This is a genomic window from Paenibacillus sp. FA6 (assembly GCF_051550225.1).
In the GTDB taxonomy this organism is placed as follows: Bacteria; Bacillota; Bacilli; order Paenibacillales; family Paenibacillaceae; genus Paenibacillus_AQ.
Genome location: NZ_CP188820.1, coordinates 1,891,020 through 1,912,811 on the forward strand (window position 1 = coordinate 1,891,020; position 21,792 = coordinate 1,912,811).

A 21,792-nucleotide genomic window follows, 5' to 3' on the forward strand; every position below is an offset into this window, starting at 1 on the left:
ATGGCTTTGTTAAATCGTGAACTCATACAGCTTCTGGTCGATAAAAAGTTAAATATAGATCTTCTACGAGGTCAATTTGGTCTGGAAAAAGAAAATATTAGGGTCGATCGAGATGGGAAACTTGCGGTGACACCGCATCCGAAATCTTTTGGGAATAAAATGGAAAATCCATATATTCAAACGGATTTCTCAGAGAGTCAAATCGAAATGATTACTCCAACTTTCAACTCGATTGATGAGACATATCGTTTCATGGAAGCACTGCAAGATATTGTTTCGATAGAATTGAACGAGGAATATTTATGGCCGAGTAGCAATCCGCCTGTTTTACCCAATGATAAAGATATTCCAATTGCAAAGATGAACGATCCGATAGAAGACAACTATAGAAATCAATTAGCAGATAAGTATGGTCGCAAAAGACAATTATTGAGTGGTATTCATTATAACTTCTCCTTCAATGATAGATTTCTACGAAAGCTACATCAACTAATAGCTCACCATGAAGACTTCAAAGATTTCAAAGATGCCACTTATTTAAAAATAACCCGTAATTTATTGAGGTATCGATGGTTGCTCATCTATTTAACCGGAGCAAGTCCTGTCTTCGATAAGACATATATTGAGAAATGCGTTGCCCGAGGGAAATCCGATGACGAGAAAAGCTATTATTTCCCGAACATGAATTCACTTCGTAATAGCGAATGCGGTTATCGCAATGAACAACCTTTATATGTGTCCTATCATTCGATGAATGACTATGTTCGTGATCTGAATGAGTTGATTCGATCCGAGGAATTATTAAGTGTAAAAGAATTCTACAGCCCCGTTAGAGTGAAAACAGCAAAAGGTGAAGATCCATTACAGGAACTAATGCAAGATGGAATCGCTTATTTGGAGCTTCGTTTCCTGGATTTGAATCCACTTCATAAAATTGGGATCAGTAAAGAAACAATGCAATTTATTCATTTGTTTATTGTTTACATGCTGTTGAAGAATGATGAACCCTTCGGTGTAGAAGATCAAAAGAGGGCAGACTTGAATCATGATCAACTTATCATGGAAGGTATAAAGGGATATTTACACGATCATGAAGATAGTTGTATGACGATGGAGGAGATGGCATTAACTTGTATCCATGAGATGCAAGAAATGGTACAACTCTTGCTGCCTGATGATAAGGAGTTCTTACACATATTGAATGGAGAGAAGCAAAAGATTGTTCAAACAAATATGAGCTTTGCTTCTATTGTAAAGTCAGAAATTCAACAATCATCCTATCTGACGTATCACTTGGATAAAGCTAAACAATTTGCACAGGAGAGTCTTAATAATGGATACCGATTCGTAGGATATGAGGACCTTGAACTATCCACACAGTTACTTCTGAAGGCAGCGGTTAAACGTGGCATTAAATTTCAATTGATTGACCGAGATGAACATTTCGTATTACTTACACAAGGCGATCACCAAGAATATGTTAAGCAAGCTACGAAAACATCATTAGATTCTTATAGCACTGTATTAATTATGGAAAATAAAGTAGTTACGAAAAGAGTTCTCAAGCAACACGGAATTCAAGTTCCAACTGGCGAAGCATTTCGGAATCTTGAAGAAGCTATGGTAGCATATGAAATATATCGTGACAATGCCATTGTGATTAAACCCAAATCAACAAACTTCGGGTTGGGGATTACGATCTTTAATGGTCATTTTACGAAAGATGATTATCAAAAAGCATTCGAAATGGCATTTGAACATGATCAGACGGTCCTGCTGGAAGAGTTCATTACTGGTAAAGAATATCGTTTCCTTGTCATGGGGGATGAAGTTGTGGGGATATTGCATCGCGTTCCGGCCAATGTAGTCGGAGATGGGGTTCACACGATTGAGCAGTTAGTTCATGAGAAGAACAAAGATCCGCTCAGAGGTAAGGGATACAAGACACCCCTTGAAAGAATTCAGATTGGTGATGCAGAAGAGATGTTTTTGAGAAATCAATCGAAAAGCTGGGGTGATATACCTCAATTAGGTGAGATCATCTATCTACGTGAGAATTCGAATATTAGTACAGGTGGTGACAGTATTGATTTTACCGATGATATTCCTGATAGCTATAAAACACTGGCCATTCAATCTGCTAAAGCTGCAGGGGCAACGATCTGTGGTGTGGACATGATGATTCATGATATTAGTGAAGAGGCAACGGATGCCAATTACAGCATTATTGAAATCAATTTTAATCCAGCCATTCACATTCACTGCTACCCTTATAAAGGGGAAAATCGAAAAGCGGACGAGAAAATTCTTGATTTATTGTTTGGATGAATCATTCGTTTCTTCAATAATAAGAGCGTAATGAAAGACCCTGTAGCTTGCTGCGGGGTCTTTCATTTGTTTTACAAGTTCTCGAAGGTGATGTCTTAATAGATTATTGTCACGAAATCGTAACTTGTGGTACAATTTCCCTGTCACAGTGTCAGTAGATGGGATAAAGATGATGGATATTATGGGTGTCGCATATTTAACATCTACGTGTTCCTAATGGGGGTAGAGGAGGTACAACAATTGACTAATACAAAATACATAAAACTACTAGGAATAATTGTCGGTGTGGTGATTCTGAATATCCTAGTGCTCTCACCCGGGTTTTTAGGGATAGAGATCGGAGGAAGCGCTCTCGCAACAGCATTTGGAGTAACATTGCTGTTCGTAAGTGCACTAGTGGTGCTTTACTGGAGTTATAACTTATTGTTTAAGCAGCCCGTTGCTTTACCTGTACAACAAATCAAAACACATGAGGACTACGTGGAGGCTTTGACACACTACCGACATGTAAAAACGCTGGCGAATGATATCGTGCTTGCCTTAGAGCAGTTGGAACGAATGACAAAGAAGAAGGATACCTTATTAAATGTTCTAAATCAGAGGTTTGAACCAACGGAGTTAAGTTATAAAAAGTTTGCTTCCGTAACTCAGGAGGTAGAAAAGCTATTTTATCTTAATGTCAGAAGTATCCTGAATAGGCTCAATGTATTTGACGAGTCGGAGTTCGAGAGGGTTATGAATCAGAAATCAACACAGTTTTCTCAGGAGCTTCTTCAAGAAAAGACAAACGTGTATAACGAATATCTGTCTTTCATGAAAAGTTCTCTAGGTACTAACGAGGAAATCTTGCTGAAGCTAGATAAGTTGCTGTTAGAAATATCCCGCTTAGATAGTTTTGAGCCAGGGGATATTGAAAATATGCCTTGCATGCAAGAAATAGACATGTTGATTAAGCAAACCAAATATTATAAACAGTGAGAGGTGTAAAGAATGACAAAGAAAAGTAAATTTTTCCTATTATCAGGTATTCTAGTGATATTAGTATTCGGCATTGTGTATGTAGGGGTAAATTTGACCTCTAATTTAGGGAAAACAAAAACTGAAGTATCTTCGGAAGATGCAGGTAAGCGATTAAGTAAGCTATACTCCAACATCTCAGTAACTACGGAAACGCCAGTAAAGGGGCAGATTGATCTTAATCCCGCTGATGTTGGGGAGTCGTTACCGGATATCTCGAAGTTCCCCATAACCGTAGATAACACGAGTGATTATTATGTAGAAATTTTCTCTTCTCCTGAGAAGGGAGGCACGGGTGTTGATGGATGGTTGACTGGGGTAGCGACAGAGTTCAATAAAGCTAATATTTCCATAAACGGGAAACCTGCCTCTGTTAAGATACGAAATATTGCTTCCGGTACAGCTACAGATTACATCAAATCCGGCAAATATGTACCTGACGCTTTCACACCTTCTAACGAATTCTGGGGTGAAATGGTCAAGGCGAGTGGTGTTAAGACTGAACTTGTTTCTGAGCGTCTCGTTGGAAACGTTCCTGGTATAGTCATTGCCAAGGCGAAATACGATGCCTTAATAGATACGTATGGGTCGGTGAATGTCAAAACCATTACCGAGGCGATATCGAATAATGAGTTCTCTATGGGATACACGGATCCGTTCGCTAGCTCCACGGGTTTAAACTTTCTTGTAACAGCCCTTAATACGTTTGATAGTACTGATATTTTAGGGGAGAAAGCTGTTCAGGGTTTTGAAAAATTTCAAGTCAATGTGCCTTTCATTGCATCTACAACGATACAAATGCGTGATGCGGCAAAGTCCGGTATGCTTGACGGATTTGTTTTAGAGTATCAAACCTATATAAATGCCTCAGACCTAAAAAGTGGTTATGTTTTCACTCCTTTTGGTGTAAGACATGACAGTCCGTTATATGCATTAGGTGATGTACCCAAAGATAAGTTAGATATCATTCATAAATTTGCTGAATTCGTCGAGCAAGCACAATATCAGAAGTTGGCCAAAGAAAATGGCTTCAATAATCTCGATGACTACAAATCAGAACTTGCAGTAGTCGATGGTAGTCTACTATCATCTGCGCAGAAGTTATGGAAAGAAAAGAAAGACGGAAGTAAACCGATTACGGCTGTGTTCGTAACCGATGTTTCCGGTAGTATGGCAGGTGAACCTTTGAATCGCTTGAAAGAGTCCCTAATGAAGGGTCAAAAGTATTTAGGAAAAGATAACAGTATCGGCCTTGTATCTTATTCAAGTGGTGTAACCATTAATCTCCCTATTGGGAAGTACGACACGAACCAACAGTCCATGTTTGTCGGTACCGTGAACAGCCTTCAAGCTAGTGGAGGTACGGCTACTTTTGACGGTATCATTGTAGCTTTGAAATTGCTTCAAGATGAATTAGCTCTTAATCCCAATGTGAAGCCTATCATCTTTCTCTTAAGTGATGGCGAGACAAATGAGGGTCATTCGCTCAAGGACATTAAGGGATTAATTGAGACCTATAAGATTCCAATTTATACGATCGGATATAATGCCAATATAGAGGCCTTACAAAGTATTTCGAAAATCAATGAGGCCGCAAGTATTAATGCAGATACAGATGATGTTGTCTACAAGATTGGTAACTTGTTTAACGTTCAAATGTAACTAAAACCAGGGGAGGGTCAAAATGTCATTCACAATGGAAATACCAAGTCAAGAAGAGATCCAAGTTGCTATCGAAGAGCAGGTTAAGCCCGTTCCCGAGGAAATAGCAAAGCTTAAAGAGGTAGCTGAAGCTAATGTCGCAACGATCATGGCACTAGATTTCGAGTCTCTTGAGAAACGGAAAGAAATACTGCAATCCATTGACACATTCGGTATCAATACAATGAAATCATCCTCAGATAAAAATACTTTGCTTCAGGTTTCAGTAGGGAATCTCTCAAAAACTGGTGATGAGGGTGGTCAAGTAGCCAAAGGTCTATCAGAGCTGCATACTCAACTGAAGGACTTGGATCCGAGCGCAATAGACTTTGCTAAAAGCGGGTTCCTCGGCAAGCTATTCAATCCGCTGCGTGCTTACTTTCTCAAGTATCAAAAAGCCGATGTTGTCATTGCGGATATTGTTATCTCTTTAGACAAGGGGAAATCGACCCTCAAGAACGACAACACGACACTAGAGATTGAACAACAGACGCTCCGGGAATTGACCAAAAAACTTCAAAAGGAAATTCAACTTGGCGTATTGATGGACGAATCCATCGAGTCGCAAATTGAAGCAGCGAAACTGCGTAATGAAGATCCTGAGAAGGTCCGTTTCATCACCGAAGAAGTACTGTTCCCACTGCGTCAGCGGGTGATGGACTTGCAGCAGATGTTGGTAGTCAACCAACAAGGGATTATGGCAATCGAAGTGGTCATCAGGAACAACAAAGAATTGATTCGCGGGGTAGACAGAGCCAAAAATGTTACGATTTCGGCGTTGAAGATTTCCGTAACTGTAGCAAGTGCTCTCTATAATCAGAAGATTGTCTTGAAAAAGATTGAACTCTTAAACCAAACGACGAATGATCTGATCGCTGGCACGTCTAGAATGTTGAAGAATCAAGGCGTTGAGATCCAGAAGCAATCCCTTGAAGCTAGTATATCGGTAGACACCATGAAAGAAGCATTTACTGATGTATTGTCGGCTCTGGATTCTATCAGCACTTACAAGCAAGAAGCCCTGCCTAAAATGCGTGAAACGATCAATCAGTTCCGAGAATTGGCTGATAGCGGTGAGAAGCAGATTCTGCGTCTGGAGAAAGGTCATAAGTTGGGATTGTAAGATTTGAGTAAACATAAGTTTATCAATAAGTCCGCGTAACTCGCGGGCTTATTTAAATAGTATCTGAGATATTTTATATGGAAATTTGAACCGTTTTATCTATTGAACCGTAATATATGATAGTTTGAAAACTAAGGAGGTTTTTTAATGAAAAAAAGGCTGCTATGGATTCTGAGTGCTGCTATTGCACTAACACCGCTTGTCCCGACTGCCGCACTAGCGTCTAACCAGAATGTTGCAACTTCAAATCAGGCACTGGCGATTACCGCTTCTGAGAAAGCGGCGCTGCTTACCGAACAATACGGTACAACCAGCGTACAGTATGCACTGATCGACAACGGCAAGATTACAGTATCAGGACAGAAGGGATTAAACGATATAGAAGGGAAAATCCCTTTGACCACAGAAACCATGTATGGTATCGGATCAACGAGTAAAATGTTTACGACAGTTGCCGTCATGAAATTGGTAGATGAAGGGAAAATAAATCTAGATACCCCTTTAGTGGAGTACTTAGCTGATTTCGAAATGATAGATGAACGTTATAAGCAAATTACGCCACGTATGCTACTGAACCATTCTTCTGGACTTCAAGGGTCGAGCCTGGGTAGTTCATTTCTGTTCAATGATAATGACACGTATGCGCATGATAACCTGCTAGAGCAATTGTCTACACAGCGTTTGAAAGCTGCTCCGGGGGCATTCTCAGTATATTGCAACGATGGATTTACACTGGCTGAGATTCTTGTAGAAAGAGTCAGTGGTATGAAATTTACCGCATTCATTCATAAATATATTATCGAACCGTTAGAAATGAAGCATACGAAGACATCGCAAGACGAATTAGATTTAAGCAAACTTCCTGGTCTTTATTATCCAACATATCCAAAGCAGCTTCCAAATGAAACTGTCAACGTGATTGGAACTGGCGGAATCTATTCTACAGCAGAGGACATGGTACAGTTTTCGCAAATATTTATGGGACGCGAAAAAGGTATTCTCTCGAACAGCGCGGTACTAGCAATGGAGCAAAAGGAGTATAACAAGGGAATCTGGCCCAAAGAAGCGGATAATATAATTGACTACGGGCTTGGTTGGGATAGTGTAAGATTATTTCCGTTCAGCGATTATAAAATAAAGGGTCTCAGTAAGGGCGGAGACACAATTTTGTATCATGCTTCTCTCGTGGTGCTTCCTGAGCAGAACATGGCTGCTGCAGTGCTATCCTCAGGCGGAAGCAGTTCGACAAACGAGCTTCTGGCGCACGAACTTCTTCTTCAGGCGTTGAAAGAGAAGGGTACAATCACAGACATTAAACCGGAGAAATCATTCGGCACGCCTGTTAAGGCTGACATGCCAAGCAGCATCACAAAGTACTCGGGCTATTATGGTGCTACCGGTCAACAAATTAAAGTTGCTATAAAGGATGGAGAGCTATCATTATCAGTGCCGAGTGTCCCCGAGTATCCAGAGCAGAAATATGTATATACATCGGAAGGGTCATTTGTTAACCAAGAAGGAAGTTCAAAGGTCAGTATTGTAACCGAAAATGGACGCACTTACCTGTGGAACAGAGAATATGCAACCGTTCCGGGGTTGGGACAATTGGCAATATCTCAGTATGTAGCCGAAAAGCTGGAAACTCAGGCCCTGTCTAAAGAGACGGAAGATGTATGGGCAAAAAGAGAAGGCAAAACATATTACCCTGTGAGTGAGAAGTATAGTTCTCTTGTTTACATGCTTAATTCAGCCCTCAAGATTTCCCGTACCGCAGAATTAAAGGATTATCTCGGGGATAAGAAAATTACTGGACCGAATACTGCAGTGAGCCAACATCAAGTACCTGGTACGGGAAGCCGGGATACGGCTGAATTTCGTTTTTATACGAAAGAAGGTATCGAATATTTTGAGTCGGCTGGAAGTTTGTATGTCAGTGAGGATAAAGTAACACCTCTCTATAAAGGGAGGCATTCTAAGGTTACTGTCCAAACGGATGGTAACGCCAGATGGTATAGTGTATCCCAAGAAGTTGCTGGTAAGAAGATGATAGTATCGATGCCTGAACAAGGAGCTTATGCGGTATACGATGGAAATGGAACATGCGTGAACTACACCGTAATCAGCGGTATTAATGAAGTTGTGCTCCCTGAGAACGGAACGATTGTATTTGCTGCCAAGGCTGGTTCTTCATTCGGAATTACGCTGGAGAAGTAGTGTCATTCTAACAATGGTTAGTTTAAAGAAAGAACACGGTTATTTTGAGCTTGCTCAATATTACCGGTGTTCTTTCTTTATTTAATCTCAAGAGCAATATCATACTAGAAAAGTTTATTAATAAAAGTTACTCTATAATAATCATCAAGATTAGGAGGATTGCTATATGCTAAATGAAATTCGAACGATTTATCTGGATTCTGATTTAAATATAGAAGCATATCGATTTAAAGGAATCATGCAAAAGTTTCCTGCTCACTTCCATGAATATTATGTGATTGGATTTATTGAAGAAGGCCAGCGTTATTTAGTCTGCAAAGGTGAAGAATACATTATTAATCCTGGGGATTTACTTTTGTTCAACCCTTATGATACTCACAGTTGCGAGCAGATAGACGGCAAAACACTAGATTATCGATGCATCAATGTTTCATCAGAGGTCATGAAAAAGCTTGTTTTAGAGATTAATGGTAACAACAACATCCCATGCTTCAAACCAAGCGTTGTATACCAAAGCGATCTTATTGCCAATTTAAAAGAACTACATTTAATGATTTCGCAAGATGAAAGTGGGTTCAAGAAAGAAGAGTTATTCTTATACTTTATGGAAGAACTCATTCTGACACATTCTGACCTTACAATTCTTCCACCAGCATCAGAATCCCCTCTTGAAATCACAACAGTGTGTAGCTATTTAGAAGAAAATTACATAAAAACGATTACGCTTAATGATTTAAGTGTCCTTACAGGATGGAGCAAGTATCACTTACTAAGATCTTTCACGAAACAAAAGGGACTCTCTCCATACAGTTACTTGGAAACTATTCGAGTCAATCATGCAAAAAGGCTTTTGGAACAAGGTGTTAAACCCATTGAAGTGTCTTTTTTAACTGGATTTAGCGATCAAAGTCATTTGACTAAATTCTTTAAAAGACAGATTGGGTTAACACCAAAACAATATATGAGAATTTACCTCAATACTTAATCGATAGCCGATAGATATTTATGAGGAGGAATAGAATGAATAACTTAATTGCATTTATGCTGATGGCCCTTATGATGTCTATGCTACCTGGTACAGATACGGTTCTTATTATGAAAAACACGCTTATGCATGGAGCAAAAGCTGGACGTTATACGATTCTTGGGATGGCGACAGGTCTTACTTTCTGGACTTTTATTGTCGTTCTCGGTTTGTCAGTAGTTATTAGCCAGTCGGTAATGCTATTCAATACAATCAAGTATTTGGGAGCTGCCTACTTGTTCTACTTAGGTATAAGGGCATTTTTTAGTAAAAGCACACTTTCGTTAGAGGATGTTCAAGCAGAAGATAGTCAGGGCTCTAATGAAAAGGCATCGGACAACCATTGTAAGGAATCCTATCTACAAGGAGTACTCAGTAATATTCTTAACCCTAAGACCATCTTAGTCTACATTACGTTCATGCCTCAATTTATTGATCTTAATGGAAATACAAATCAACAGTTGATTGTATTAGGATTAATCCTAACTGTAATAGCCGTGGGATGGTTTTTGATCGTGGTGTATCTATTAGATCATGTGAAACAATGGCTGAAAAAACCTAAATTTCAAAAAGTCTTTCAAAAATCTACTGGCGTAATGTTAATAGGGTTTGGAGTGAAAACATTAGTTTAATCACATTAAATATTAATAGGTTTAATGGTTTGAATGGGGAAAGAAAAAAATGGGAGAGTTTAATAGAAATTCTTGCATGAGGCTTAAGTTTGTTCATAACTTGATCAAATAGAACAGGTGCGCCTGCAGCATCAATAAATAATTCGATATCGAGATCGTTGTGTCCGTAAACGTTTATTGCATCATAGTTTCTCGTTAGTCCTGCCTCAAGGATTTCTTTCGTTGTATATTAATAACATTGATTCTACTTATATTTATCGTTTATAGTACCTCAGTACTTCAATGCTAAAAAACAACAAAGACACCTTAGTTTCTCAAAAAAGTATCATCCTCATCGTTTTTATTCTGGCGCTTCTATATGTATCGATCTTTCTATTAAAAGCGAAACAAGAGCACGATCACCAACGAAACGTCACAGCTGTATTGTTGTCATGACAGGTATTTCATCTATTGCGGTAAACGGCTTGACCGGCGAACAGTATCTCTCTATTCTTTTGCCCTGTCAAATGTTCAAGGATAAATACACCCGCAGAGGTATTCCAGCGAAGACGTTATCGTAGCAGTATCCTGCACCAATGTGTGGACTTTTTCAGTGGTCTCGATTAATCCGAGCAGCTTTTTTTCTGATTAGAGATCGTTACTATAAATAAGCTTCAAGACTAGTCTTAGCTTGGTGTGATATTTCAACAAAAATGCTGATATAGCTAAAAGCTATAACTAGATATAGTTTAATACGGTTACACTATACCAGCTAATACATGGTATCTTTCTATTAACAAGTAATTTGCATAGGAGAGATATAGAATGGTAAAGAGTAGTGTATTGGGATATCCGCGTATTGGTGCAGATCGTGAATGGAAGAAAGCGCTAGAAGCATTCTGGTCTGGCAAAATTGAAGAAACAGAGTTTCATAGTAAATTACAAGAGATTCGTTTGAATCATTTACGTAAACAACAGGAGAAGGGCATTGACATCATTGCAGTAAATGATTTTAGTTATTATGACCATATTCTGGATACAGCTACTATGTTCGGGATTGTTCCGAAGCGTTTTCCTTATGCTGGTGGTGTTGTTCCATTGTCTGTATATTATGGTATCGCCCGTGGAACGAAGGAAGCGACAGCAAGTGAGATGACGAAGTGGTTCAACACGAATTACCATTATATCGTTCCTGAGTTGGATGATGCTACACCAGTACTTACGGAGAATAAACCTCTTATAGCTTATCGTGAAGCTAAGGAAAAGCTCGGAATCGAAGGAAAACCAGTTATCGTAGGACCATTAACATTCTTGAAACTATCCAAAGGATATAATGTAGCAGAAACAGATGTATGGCTAGATCGTTTGCTACCACTGTATGTGCAAATACTTCAGGAACTTGCGAATGAAGGGGTGCAATGGGTACAAATAGATGAGCCGATTCTTGTTCAGAAATTAAGCGCAGAGGATCTTCAAAGATTGAAGACAATCTATGAGACTATTGCCAAGTCTGTGCCTAACTTGAACATCATGTTGCAAACTTATTTCGAATCAGTAGAGAACTATAATGATATCATCCAGTTGCCAATCCAAGGATTGGGTCTTGATTTCGTACATGGATTGTCAGGTAACTTGTCATCCATTAAGGAATTTGGCTTCCCAGCAGACAAGATTCTAGGAGCGGGCGTGATCGATGGCCGTAGTATTTGGAAAGCGTCACTTCAAGAGAAATTAACATTATTGGAACAACTATCTGGACTCGTAACAGCTGACCAACTTATCGTACAGTCATCATGTAGCCTACTTCATGTTCCTGTTACGGTGGCTAGTGAGAAGAAGCTATCAACTGAGCTTAAAGGTGCCCTCGCATTCGCTGATGAGAAGTTAGATGAACTTGTTCTTCTAGCGAAAGCAGTGACTTCAGGTAAAGCTAATATTGCAGACGAATTGGCACAATGTGAACTTGACCTACAGGCACTTAAACAATCCGGCGAGCGTAATCGTAATGATATTCAGAGCGCGGTTGCTACGATTAGCTCGAAGCATCCTGAACGTCATCTTCCTTTTGCAGAGCGTCATGTTGCACAGCAGAAGAAATGGCAATTACCATTGTTCCCAACAACGACGATCGGAAGCTTCCCGCAATCGGCTGAAGTACGTAAAGCCCGTCAATCATGGCGTAAGGGTGAATGGAATAACGAGAAGTATGTTGGTTTTATCCAAGATCAGATCGATATTTGGATCAAGCTGCAGGAAGAGATCGGATTGGATGTTCTTGTCCATGGTGAATTTGAACGTACAGATATGGTTGAATTCTTCGGTGAGAAGCTTGCCGGCTTCGCATTCACACAGTTCGGATGGGTACAATCTTACGGTTCTCGTTGTGTGAAACCACCTATTATTTTTGGTGATGTAGCATTTGAGAAGGCAATGACTGTGGAAGAAACGAAGTATGCTCAGTCGAAGACAGATCGCCCTGTTAAGGGAATGCTTACTGGGCCTATTACGATCATGAACTGGTCTTTCGTTCGTGATGATATTAGCCGTGAACAAATCGCCTACCAATTGGCCTATGCACTTAGACAAGAAGTAGAAGCGTTAGAGAATGCCGGTATCGGAATGATTCAAGTGGATGAGCCTGCGGTTCGTGAAGGGCTGCCACTGAAGGAAGAGGAGCAAGCGAACTACTTAGCATGGGCTGTCAAAGCGTTCCGCATGACAACATGTACGGTTCAAGATACAACTCAAATTCACACGCATATGTGTTATTGTGAGTTCCATGACATGATTGATTCGATTGAAGCGATGGATGCTGATGTCATCTCAATTGAAACTTCTCGTAGTCATGGTGAGTTGATTCATAGCTTCGAGTTGAATACGTATAAACTAGGTATTGGTCTAGGTGTATATGATATCCATAGTCCGCGTATTCCGCGAGTGGAGGAAATGACAAGTATGATCGAACGTGCCTTACGTGTGCTGGATCCGGAGCTTTTCTGGATCAATCCAGACTGCGGACTGAAAACACGTGGATTTGAGGAAACGGTCGATTCCTTACGCAACATGGTTGAAGCGACAGAGATTGCACGTGCGAAGCATTCCCTGAAAGTATAATTAGTATATGGGGTATGCGATTGTATACCTTTAATGGAATATGGCGATCTCTCCCTGTAGAATAGAGGGAAGAGATCGCCTTTTGTTAATAAAATATGATTAATTCCCATTAACGAGAAGTAAGTTAGTTAGTTTGCAAGACCTCTTTACAGGGCTATTCCCTTGGTATCTACGGGGGAATAGCCCTTTGCTGAGCAGCTACTTAAGCCCCGCTTCGTACCAATCGTTGGGATAGTATTGAACCAAATGTTAGAGCTGTGAATGCTATTCAGAAATGAAATAGAAAATATTACCGTTTTTGATGATCAACAAGGAGATGATTTTAATGAAAAGGATTTCAGTTAAAATGGTAAGAAAAGATTTGTTGGATATTCCTGAGTATTCGCTTCCAACTGGATTTCGAATTAGGTTATTTGAAAAAGGTGACGAACATCATTGGGCTAAGGTTGAAGCAAGTGTAGATGAATTTAAAAACGAGGAAGCTGCGCTAGAACACTTCAATAAAGAATTTGGACCCTATATTGATGAGATGTCCACGCGGTGTATTTTCATTGAGAATAAAAATGGAGAAGTGATCGGAACAACAACAGGATGGTATGGCGGCTTAAATGGCGATGGAGAAATATCAGGTAGAATACATTGGGTAGGTGTTGCTCCTGAATATCAAGGGAAGAAACTTTCAAAACCTTTACTTAGTGCAGCTATGAATATTTTGGCCGATCGTCATTCAAAAGCCTATCTTACATCTCAAACTACAAGTTATCAAGCTATCAATATGTATTTAAACTATGGGTTTGAGCCTTTCATCACTGGACCAAGCTGTTATGAAGCTTGGTCCTTGTTAGAAAATATATTAAACCGAAAAATATTAATGTAGCTTTAAATGAATGTTTGCTAAAGGCCGGAGAAAATGAAAGAGCTGCATAAATTGCGGCTTTTTTTGCATTAAGGATATAAGCTCTTATCCAAACCAAAAGACAAGAGCAAATATTCATGGCACCTAAAGTAATGCCTATTGTTAACCTGTATTAAAATTTAGGTTTACAATAGTGTGATATCCAGTTATGATTTAGCTAATACATAGATGTCGACTCTAGTAGGAATTCAAATTTCAATCATAACAACGGAGGTCGCAAAATGAAAACAAAAGAGATGGTATTTGCTGCTTTATTCGCTGCATTAATAGGGGTATTAGGCATGATTCCACCCATTCCACTAGGTTTTATCCCTGTACCCATCACCGTACAAACACTTGGGGTCATGCTAGCAGGATGCTTTTTAGGCAAGAAAACGGGTACGCTTAGCTTGATTTTATTTATCGTATTAGTCGCTTTAGGTTTACCTTTATTATCTGGGGGACGTGGAGGTCTTTCTGTATTAGTAGGACCGTCTGCTGGATACATTCTAAGCTGGCCAGTGGCCGTATTCTGTATCGGATATATGACAGAAAAGGTGTGGTCCACATTAAAAACATGGAAAGTTATCGTCATTAATGTTGTTGGTGGTGTTGTACTTGTTAGTTTAATCGGTGCGCCAATCATGGCTATCATTACACATACATCTGTGTGGGCAGGACTTGTGAGTGCTACCGCATTTTTACCTGGAGATTGTATTAAAGCCGTTATTGCAGCCTTGATTGCGATACAATTAAAAGCAGTAAGTCCGATTGAAGAAAATGTGCAGAACTCATAGTTAATGAAATTGGAATAGGTGTGATGAGCAATGAATCTAGTAGAACCATTACTACACTATGCAATGCAGCAACCAGACAAAATCGCTTTATCCGACGGTCATGAGAGCCGTACTTATTTGACATTGGTACAAACGATGAAGAAAATTGCTCAAGGTTTTAAGCAGAATGGTCTCAACCACGACAAGGTTGCCATTTTATCTACGAATCGTATCGAATTTGTGGAGGTTTTTCTCGGAGCCATCTATGCAGGGTGTGTGCCCATTCCTGTGGATCCAAAATGGAGTACTAGCGAAGTGAACGCCATTGTACAGCAGTGTCAGCCGAAGATGATGTTTACAGAGACTGCGTTCGAAAAGAATCTAATCTTACAGAACAGAAAAATCCAACTTCTAACCTTTTCAGCGGAAGGGATCGGCTCCTATGACAACTGGTTAGATTCTTTAAAGCCAGAAGCTGAAATGGATGACACCAATGAATTATTATTTATCGGTTTCACTTCAGGCACAACAGGAATGCCTAAGGGGTATATGCGCACACATTTGTCATGGATGAATAGCTTTGAGGCGACGAGTGAAGCTTTCCAACTGAACAACATGGAACATATGTTGGCCCCAGGTCCATTCGTTCACTCCTTGTCGTTATTCGCTATCATGCAGAGCCTATATAGTGGTGCAACCTTTCATATTGTAAAAGAATTTAATGCCAGGAAGGTTCTACAGTTGTGTAAACAGATTCCCGATGTCATTCTCTTTCTCGTGCCAACGATGATTGAATCAATATTGCAGCAGGCCATCCCAGATCAGACGCAAATCCAAGCGTTGATTAGCTCAGGTGGGAAGTGGTCAGAGACGTCTAAGAATAGGTGCAGGGAAGTATTTGGCAGGACGAAGTTATATGAATTTTACGGTTCATCTGAAGCAAGCTATATCAGTTATTTGGACATTTATGCCGAAAACAAGCCCAATTCGGTAGGAAAGCCCTTTTCGGGCGTAGAGATATCTATTAGGGATGAAGATTTTCAAGAGGTACCCTTTGGGAGTATTGGGCAGCTTTACATTCGAAGTAACATGATCTTTAAAGGCTATTATCAGTTACCTGAAGAAACGGCAGAAGTCTTTCGAGACGGATGGCTCATCATTGGAGACCTTGTGTATATGGATCAGGATGGCTACTTATATATGGCCGGTCGCTCCAAAAATATGATCGTATCCGGTGGCCTTAATGTTTTTCCTGAGGAAGTAGAGTCTGTCTTACAGCAGATTCCAGCAATTCAAGAAGTGATGGTACTTGGCGTGCCAGATGACTACTGGGGTGAACAGGTGACGGCACTCGTAAAGTGGAGCGGACAACAACGCTTATCTATAGAGGAAATAAAGAATTACTGTCGCCAGCATTTAGCGAGCTACAAAGCCCCCAAACAGCTCATCACTGTAGATCAGTTCATTTATACAAGTAGCGGGAAAATGGCTCGTCAAGCGATGAAGGACTATACGAAAAGAGTGATGATATGACAGAGGCTGTAATTGTCATGGCTAAACGTACGCCAATTGGCAAGATGGGCGGCATATTAAGCGCTCTTGAGCCGGAGTTATTATTAGCACCGCTTATTCAGCACATAGTAGCAGAAACGAAATTACCAAAAGATGTAATCGATGATGTCATCATTGGCAATGTAGTAGGACCGGGTGGTAATATAGCACGGGTTGCTGCTCTAGAAGCAGGACTTCCAGTCACGGTCCCAGGTGTCACCGTAGATCGACAGTGCGGTTCGGGGTTAGAAGCTATCAATATAGCAGTACGTTTAATTCAGAGTGGAGCGGGTGAGGTTTATTTAGCAGGTGGTGTTGAAAGCACGAGCCGTGCACCATGGAAAATGGCCAAGCCACAAACACTCATGGGTGTACCGCAGCTATACACGCGTGCTCACTTCACTCCAAGCTCCTACGGCGACCCAGATATGGGTATTGCTGCGGAGAATGTTGCCAAACAATATGCGATTTCTAGGGAAGAACAGGACCGTTACTCCTTAAATAGCCATCAAAAAGCCATTCATTCGCAGCAAACTGGTCGGTTTCTGCAAGAGATTGTCCCTATTCAAGTAAATGGTGAGTGGGTTACCACTGATGAATGTCCAAGATCCAATACGAGCCTAGAAAAGTTGCAACAACTGTCACCAATCTTTCTGGAACAGGGTACGGTAACAGCTGGTAATGCCTGTCCTCTCAATGACGGTGCGGCGCTTGTACTCATCATGTCCCGCGAAAAATGCCATGAGCTTAATTTAAAGCCTATTTTGCGCGTGGTGGATGCTCAAGCAGTAGGTGTAGATCCGAATTATTTAGGGATTGGCCCTGTTTCAGCTGTTCAAAAAGTGCTAAACCGTCAGCAGCTTACGGTTGCTGATTTAGATTTAGTAGAGTTTAATGAGGCGTTTGCCTCGCAAGTATTGGCTTCACTGAAGGAGCTTCAGATTCCACAGGAAAAGGTCAATCGTGGAGGTGGAGCACTAGCCATTGGTCATCCTTACGGTGCGTCAGGAGCTATCTTAATGACACGCTTATGTGCAGAAATGCTGCGTAAACCATACCAAAGGGGTCTTGCTACACTAGGTATTGGTGGTGGGATAGGTCTAGCTACCCTAGTGGAGGCTATCGAATGAACAGAGTCCAACATCGGCTTCATATAACCACTGAATGGATTACGGACTATGCTGCAAGTATCGAAGCTCCTTTGCAAACGATACATGGTGATCTCATCGCACCTGCGACAATGCCTATTATTTTCTGGCAAGCATTCGATATTCCTTGGTTGCACATAGAGGCCCCTTTGATTCACGGTTCGCAGCAATTCTCATACAAGACCCCGATTACTGCAGGCATGAACTTAGATTGTGAATTATGTTTAACGAATGTAGAGAAAAAGGAAGGTAGACAAGGGCGACTGACCTTTTATACCCATACCCTTGAATGTACGTGCGACGGCGCTCTCATCGTCACAGCGGAAACCGTATTAATCTCAGTAGGTGATGAAGTATGAAGAAACAAATTACAGCTGATGCTATCCAGCAATATGCGATTGCATCTAAAGATACGGCTGCCATTCATCTGAATGTTGAAGCTGCCGTAAAAGCTGGATATAAGCGACCTGTCGCGCATGGCATGTATATCATGGGGTTGGCACAATCATTGTATTTAACCAAGCACCCATCGCAATGGATCACAACATATCATATGAAATTTCAAAAGCCACTTTTAGTAGATACTGTTGCGAACTTCGACTTTGAGGTCTGTGACGACCATATCCATGTGAACGTTGCAGTTGAATCTGGCGACGTAATTGCTTCGGGCACTTTTTCAGTGAAAGAGAGGTAATGATGAATAAAGTAGCTGTAATTACAGGAGCGACTAGGGGTATTGGGCGCAGCATCGCCCTTCATCTTGGACAATCCGGTTATCAAGTGGTTGTCAATGGTACGAAGATTGTGTTAATCAACGAAGTGGTGCAAGAGATTCATCGAACAAGCGGTGAGGCGATCGGGTACTGTGCGAATGTCGCAGATTCGCTCGAGGTTAGTGCCATGGTGGATGCAGTCATAGCTAAATATGGCCGTATTGATGTATTGATCCATAATGCTGGAAATTTGCATGACCAATCCTGTTTACGTATGACGGATGAAGAGTGGAAATCTGTGGTAGATGTTCATTTGAATGGTGCCTTTTATAGCATTCAGCGAGTACTAACTCATATGATTGAGAATGGCGGTGACATTCTTTTAATGACCTCTACTGCTGGATTGATGGGTTCTATGGGTCAGGTGAATTACAGCGCGGCCAAAGCTGGAATACTCGGTATCGTATGGACGCTCGCAGCCGAACTTAAGCGCAATCGTATTCGAGTGAATGCCATTTCACCAGCTGCCTTAACGGATATGACTAGACCTGTCATCGAGCACATCAAGGAAAAGTACGCCAGCCGGAATGAGCCGTTTCCAGATTTCTGGAAGGTGGGTGAAGCAGATGATGTTGCTCGCTTCGTGGTCGCATTACTGGCACAATCGGATGCAGATTTAACGGGTGAAATATTTGGTGTAAACGGTTCAAAGGTGACGAAGTGGCACAAGCCTGCACCTGCCTTTTCCGAAAATAGCGTAGAGGCATTTTTCACAACATGGCAGTCTCAGAAGGGAAGTACATAAATGCTTACATTCGATCACGTTCATTTTTATTATAAAAAGGGGCAGCCGGTCATAGAGAATATGAGCTTTACGATTGAAACAGGTGAGTTTGTGGCGATTGTCGGAGCCAATGGATGCGGCAAGTCTACGATTGCCAAGTTAATGGATGGATTACTGCTTCCTAAGGAAGGTCAAGTGACATTTAAGAGTCTAGACACGTCAAGACCTGAAGATCTAGATAAGATCCATGAGCAAATAGGCTTTGTATTCCAAAATCCAGAGGACCAATTCATCACCACAACGGTTATGGATGAGGTAGTATTCGGATTGGAAAATATTCGCGTACCAAGGGAGGAAATACGAAGCCGATTGGACCATGCAATACAAGCTGTTCAGATGGAGGATTACTTAGAATCGATGCCACACCAGCTATCCGGCGGGCAGAAGCAACGTGTAGCGATTGCGGCGATTGTGGCCATGCGCCCTCAGATCATTATTTTTGACGAAGCTACCTCCATGCTTGATCCACAGGGAAGGGAGCAAGTGATTTCGATTATGCATGCGCTACACTCCCAAGGCATGACCATGGTTCATATCACCCATCATATGGAGGAAGTGCTATCTGTAGATCGTATTTTACTCATACATCAAGGCCGATTGGAATTTGATGGCGATCCTTTAACCTTTTTTGAAACCGTGCCCGTCGCGGACTATCAATTAGAACCGCCCTTTGCGGTACGATTAAATAAACTGTTCCATCAATCAACGCCATTTACGGCAGATTGGAAGGAGATGATTCGCTTACAATGGTCTATCAACTAAACAATGTGAGCGTCAACTATGCCAATCGAGTGGCTTTGCAGCATGTCAGTTGCACAATCCAAGAAGGCAAATGGATTTCCGTCATTGGACAAACGGGTGCTGGCAAGTCTACATTCATCAAAGTGCTGAAGGGGCTGATTCCTACCGTCGATGGAGACTATTCGATTGATCAGCAGCCCATTCAAAGAGATACCAAAGGACAACTAAAGGTCGTTCCTGGCATAGGCTACGTATTTCAATATCCGGAGCATCAATTATTTGAAACGAGCGTTTACAAGGAGCTTGCCTTTGCCCCGAAGCTGCACGGTTATTCACCTCAGCAGATAACGAAAGCTATAGAAACCATTTTACCGCAAGTAGGTTTGTCGGAGGAGATTCTTCCATTGGTTCCGTTCCAATTAAGCGGGGGTCAGAAACGCCGCGTAGCGATCGCCTCAGTATTGATGATGGATCCGAAGCTACTTATTTTGGACGAACCCACAGCAGGTCTTGACCCAGTAAGCCGTGTCGCTTTGTTGCGGTTACTAAAAGAATGGCAACAACAAGAAAAACGCACCATTCTCTTCGTATCACACCAAATGAATGATGTTGCCGAATACTCGGATGAAGTCATGGTACTTCACGCAGGACAGCTAATGGGGCATTTTGATACCAGTACTTTATTTCTGGAACAGACGCAATTGCTTGCAAAACTCGGATTATCACTGCCAGAACCGGTGCAACTCTTACATTTAGTGGAGGAATTATCCGGTCAGAAAATTGAAGTCGCAAGCTGCAGAGAGCAGGATATATTCGAAAAAGTGTGGCCAATATGGCACACAAGGAGCTACTAATGTCTAATACCGTATTAATAGGACAGTATTTGGAGACCTATTCCTTATTTCACCGTCTAGATCCACGGATAAAGATTGTAAGCATTATTATCATCATATTGAGCTTCCTAATGCTAGATTCGTTCATCAGCTACGCAGTCGCAACCATCTTCGTTATTGGCATTTTGTTGCTATCCAAAATCCCATTTCACGTATTTGGTAGAGGGTTGAAGCCTGTCTTGTTTATTTTGATGTTTACCTTTGTATATCATGCCTTATTCACGAAAGGAAATGTCATTTGGTCCTGGTCATTCATTGAGGTGACAGTAGATGGGTTGCAGAACGGGATACGTTACGTCTGGCGTATTGTTTTACTCATCTTGCTTGCTTCTATTTTAACGTTAACTACAAAACCGCTAACCTTAGCCCATGGTCTAGAAAAGTTATTAGCACCGTTATCCAAATTACATGTGCCAGTGGAGCAGTTTTCATTAATGATCGTCATTGCGATTCGATTTATTCCGACCATCCTACAGGAGCTTGATCGTATTCTCCTGGCACAAAAGGCTAGAGGTTATGATATTACGGCTTTAACGTTACCAAAACGTATTTTCGCTTATATTCCTATTCTCATTCCTTTACTCTTCACGATCATTCAGCGTGCCGAGCAGTTGACTTACGCGATTGATGCGCGTGCTTATGGTGATGGTAAAGGGAGAACTACCTATAGACAATTGAAATTTCAGCAAATCGATGCTCAAGTAGGGGGAATCGTCATTCTAATGACGGTGACCCTGCTAGTATTAAGGATTGGGGGAGTTTAGGTGGATATTTATGGGGCTGTTGTGGACAATGAAACACGATGTGTTCATTATCATACTGAAAAGGATATTATCGCTATGAAGTTTAAATGCTGCAATCGCTACTATCCTTGCTACAAATGCCATGAGGAGCACGCAGATCACAGCATCGAGCGTTGGCCGCAAGAGCAATTTGACGAATTGGCCATCCTCTGCGGAAGTTGTCACACGGAGTTGACGATTCAACAGTATATGCATACAGCTAGCTGCCCACATTGCCGGGCTAGCTTTAATGAGAGATGCGCCTTACATTATCCTATTTATTTTGAACATGCTGCTAATGAAGAATAACAGGAGGT

General features: G+C 41.1%; 19 protein-coding genes. All 19 read left to right on the plus strand.

The annotated features are described in order from the left end of the window. On the plus strand, positions 1-2,328 hold the full coding sequence (gshAB, locus tag ACP8HI_RS08810) for a bifunctional glutamate--cysteine ligase GshA/glutathione synthetase GshB (protein WP_438350723.1): 2,328 nt from the start codon (positions 1-3) through the stop codon (positions 2,326-2,328). Positions 2,329-2,568: 240 nt separating this feature from the next. Continuing rightward, a complete protein-coding gene (locus ACP8HI_RS08815) occupies positions 2,569-3,306 on the plus strand; it encodes a hypothetical protein (protein WP_438350724.1) in 738 nt (245 codons plus the stop codon). A gap of 12 nt (positions 3,307-3,318) precedes the next feature. Continuing rightward, the gene (locus ACP8HI_RS08820) at positions 3,319-5,007 is read left to right on the plus strand and encodes a VWA domain-containing protein (RefSeq protein WP_438350725.1); all 1,689 of its coding nucleotides are present in this window, start codon (positions 3,319-3,321) and stop codon (positions 5,005-5,007) included. Between the two features lie 22 nt (positions 5,008-5,029). Beyond that, positions 5,030-6,169, plus strand: a complete 1,140-nt coding sequence (locus tag ACP8HI_RS08825) for a toxic anion resistance protein (RefSeq protein ID WP_438350726.1) — start codon at positions 5,030-5,032, stop codon at positions 6,167-6,169. Between the two features lie 147 nt (positions 6,170-6,316). Then, the gene (locus ACP8HI_RS08830) at positions 6,317-8,383 is read left to right on the plus strand and encodes a serine hydrolase domain-containing protein (protein ID WP_438350727.1); all 2,067 of its coding nucleotides are present in this window, start codon (positions 6,317-6,319) and stop codon (positions 8,381-8,383) included. Positions 8,384-8,549: 166 nt separating this feature from the next. Next, on the plus strand, positions 8,550-9,368 hold the full coding sequence (locus tag ACP8HI_RS08835) for an AraC family ligand binding domain-containing protein (protein ID WP_438350728.1): 819 nt from the start codon (positions 8,550-8,552) through the stop codon (positions 9,366-9,368). Between the two features lie 35 nt (positions 9,369-9,403). Beyond that, positions 9,404-10,039: a homoserine/threonine efflux transporter gene (locus ACP8HI_RS08840; RefSeq protein ID WP_438350729.1), complete on the plus strand. Its 636-nt coding sequence runs from the start codon at positions 9,404-9,406 to the stop codon at positions 10,037-10,039. 804 nt (positions 10,040-10,843) lie between these two features. After that, positions 10,844-13,132 (plus strand): 5-methyltetrahydropteroyltriglutamate--homocysteine S-methyltransferase, encoded by a 2,289-nt coding sequence (gene metE / locus ACP8HI_RS08845; RefSeq protein WP_438350730.1) that lies wholly within the window; start codon positions 10,844-10,846, stop codon positions 13,130-13,132. 325 nt (positions 13,133-13,457) lie between these two features. Further along, positions 13,458-14,009 carry a GNAT family N-acetyltransferase gene (locus ACP8HI_RS08850; RefSeq protein ID WP_438350731.1) on the plus strand — a complete coding sequence of 184 codons (552 nt, stop codon included), beginning with the start codon at positions 13,458-13,460 and terminating at the stop codon, positions 14,007-14,009. 260 nt (positions 14,010-14,269) lie between these two features. Further along, a complete protein-coding gene (locus ACP8HI_RS08855; protein WP_438350732.1) occupies positions 14,270-14,824 on the plus strand; it encodes a biotin transporter BioY in 555 nt (184 codons plus the stop codon). Between the two features lie 30 nt (positions 14,825-14,854). Then, positions 14,855-16,336: an AMP-binding protein gene (locus tag ACP8HI_RS08860; protein WP_438350733.1), complete on the plus strand. Its 1,482-nt coding sequence runs from the start codon at positions 14,855-14,857 to the stop codon at positions 16,334-16,336. Continuing rightward, positions 16,333-17,484 carry a thiolase family protein gene (locus ACP8HI_RS08865; protein ID WP_438350734.1) on the plus strand — a complete coding sequence of 384 codons (1,152 nt, stop codon included), beginning with the start codon at positions 16,333-16,335 and terminating at the stop codon, positions 17,482-17,484. The genes ACP8HI_RS08860 and ACP8HI_RS08865 overlap by 4 nt, the downstream gene beginning before the upstream one ends. After that, positions 17,481-17,861: an FAS1-like dehydratase domain-containing protein gene (locus ACP8HI_RS08870; protein WP_438350735.1), complete on the plus strand. Its 381-nt coding sequence runs from the start codon at positions 17,481-17,483 to the stop codon at positions 17,859-17,861. The genes ACP8HI_RS08865 and ACP8HI_RS08870 overlap by 4 nt, the downstream gene beginning before the upstream one ends. Next, entirely contained in the window at positions 17,858-18,196 is a 339-nt protein-coding gene (locus ACP8HI_RS08875; RefSeq protein ID WP_438350736.1) for a MaoC family dehydratase, read from the plus strand. The genes ACP8HI_RS08870 and ACP8HI_RS08875 overlap by 4 nt, the downstream gene beginning before the upstream one ends. After that, positions 18,196-19,020, plus strand: coding sequence for an SDR family NAD(P)-dependent oxidoreductase (locus ACP8HI_RS08880; RefSeq protein WP_438350737.1), 825 nt, complete (start codon positions 18,196-18,198; stop codon positions 19,018-19,020). The genes ACP8HI_RS08875 and ACP8HI_RS08880 overlap by 1 nt, the downstream gene beginning before the upstream one ends. Further along, a complete protein-coding gene (locus ACP8HI_RS08885; protein ID WP_438350738.1) occupies positions 19,021-19,821 on the plus strand; it encodes an energy-coupling factor transporter ATPase in 801 nt (266 codons plus the stop codon). Continuing rightward, positions 19,806-20,654, plus strand: a complete 849-nt coding sequence (locus ACP8HI_RS08890; protein WP_438350739.1) for an ATP-binding cassette domain-containing protein — start codon at positions 19,806-19,808, stop codon at positions 20,652-20,654. The genes ACP8HI_RS08885 and ACP8HI_RS08890 overlap by 16 nt, the downstream gene beginning before the upstream one ends. Next, complete coding sequence (locus tag ACP8HI_RS08895; protein WP_438350740.1) at positions 20,654-21,457, plus strand: energy-coupling factor transporter transmembrane component T family protein; 804 nt, start codon at positions 20,654-20,656, stop codon at positions 21,455-21,457. The genes ACP8HI_RS08890 and ACP8HI_RS08895 overlap by 1 nt, the downstream gene beginning before the upstream one ends. Continuing rightward, complete coding sequence (locus tag ACP8HI_RS08900; protein ID WP_438350741.1) at positions 21,458-21,784, plus strand: CHY zinc finger protein; 327 nt, start codon at positions 21,458-21,460, stop codon at positions 21,782-21,784. The last annotated feature ends 8 nt before the right edge of the window (positions 21,785-21,792 follow it).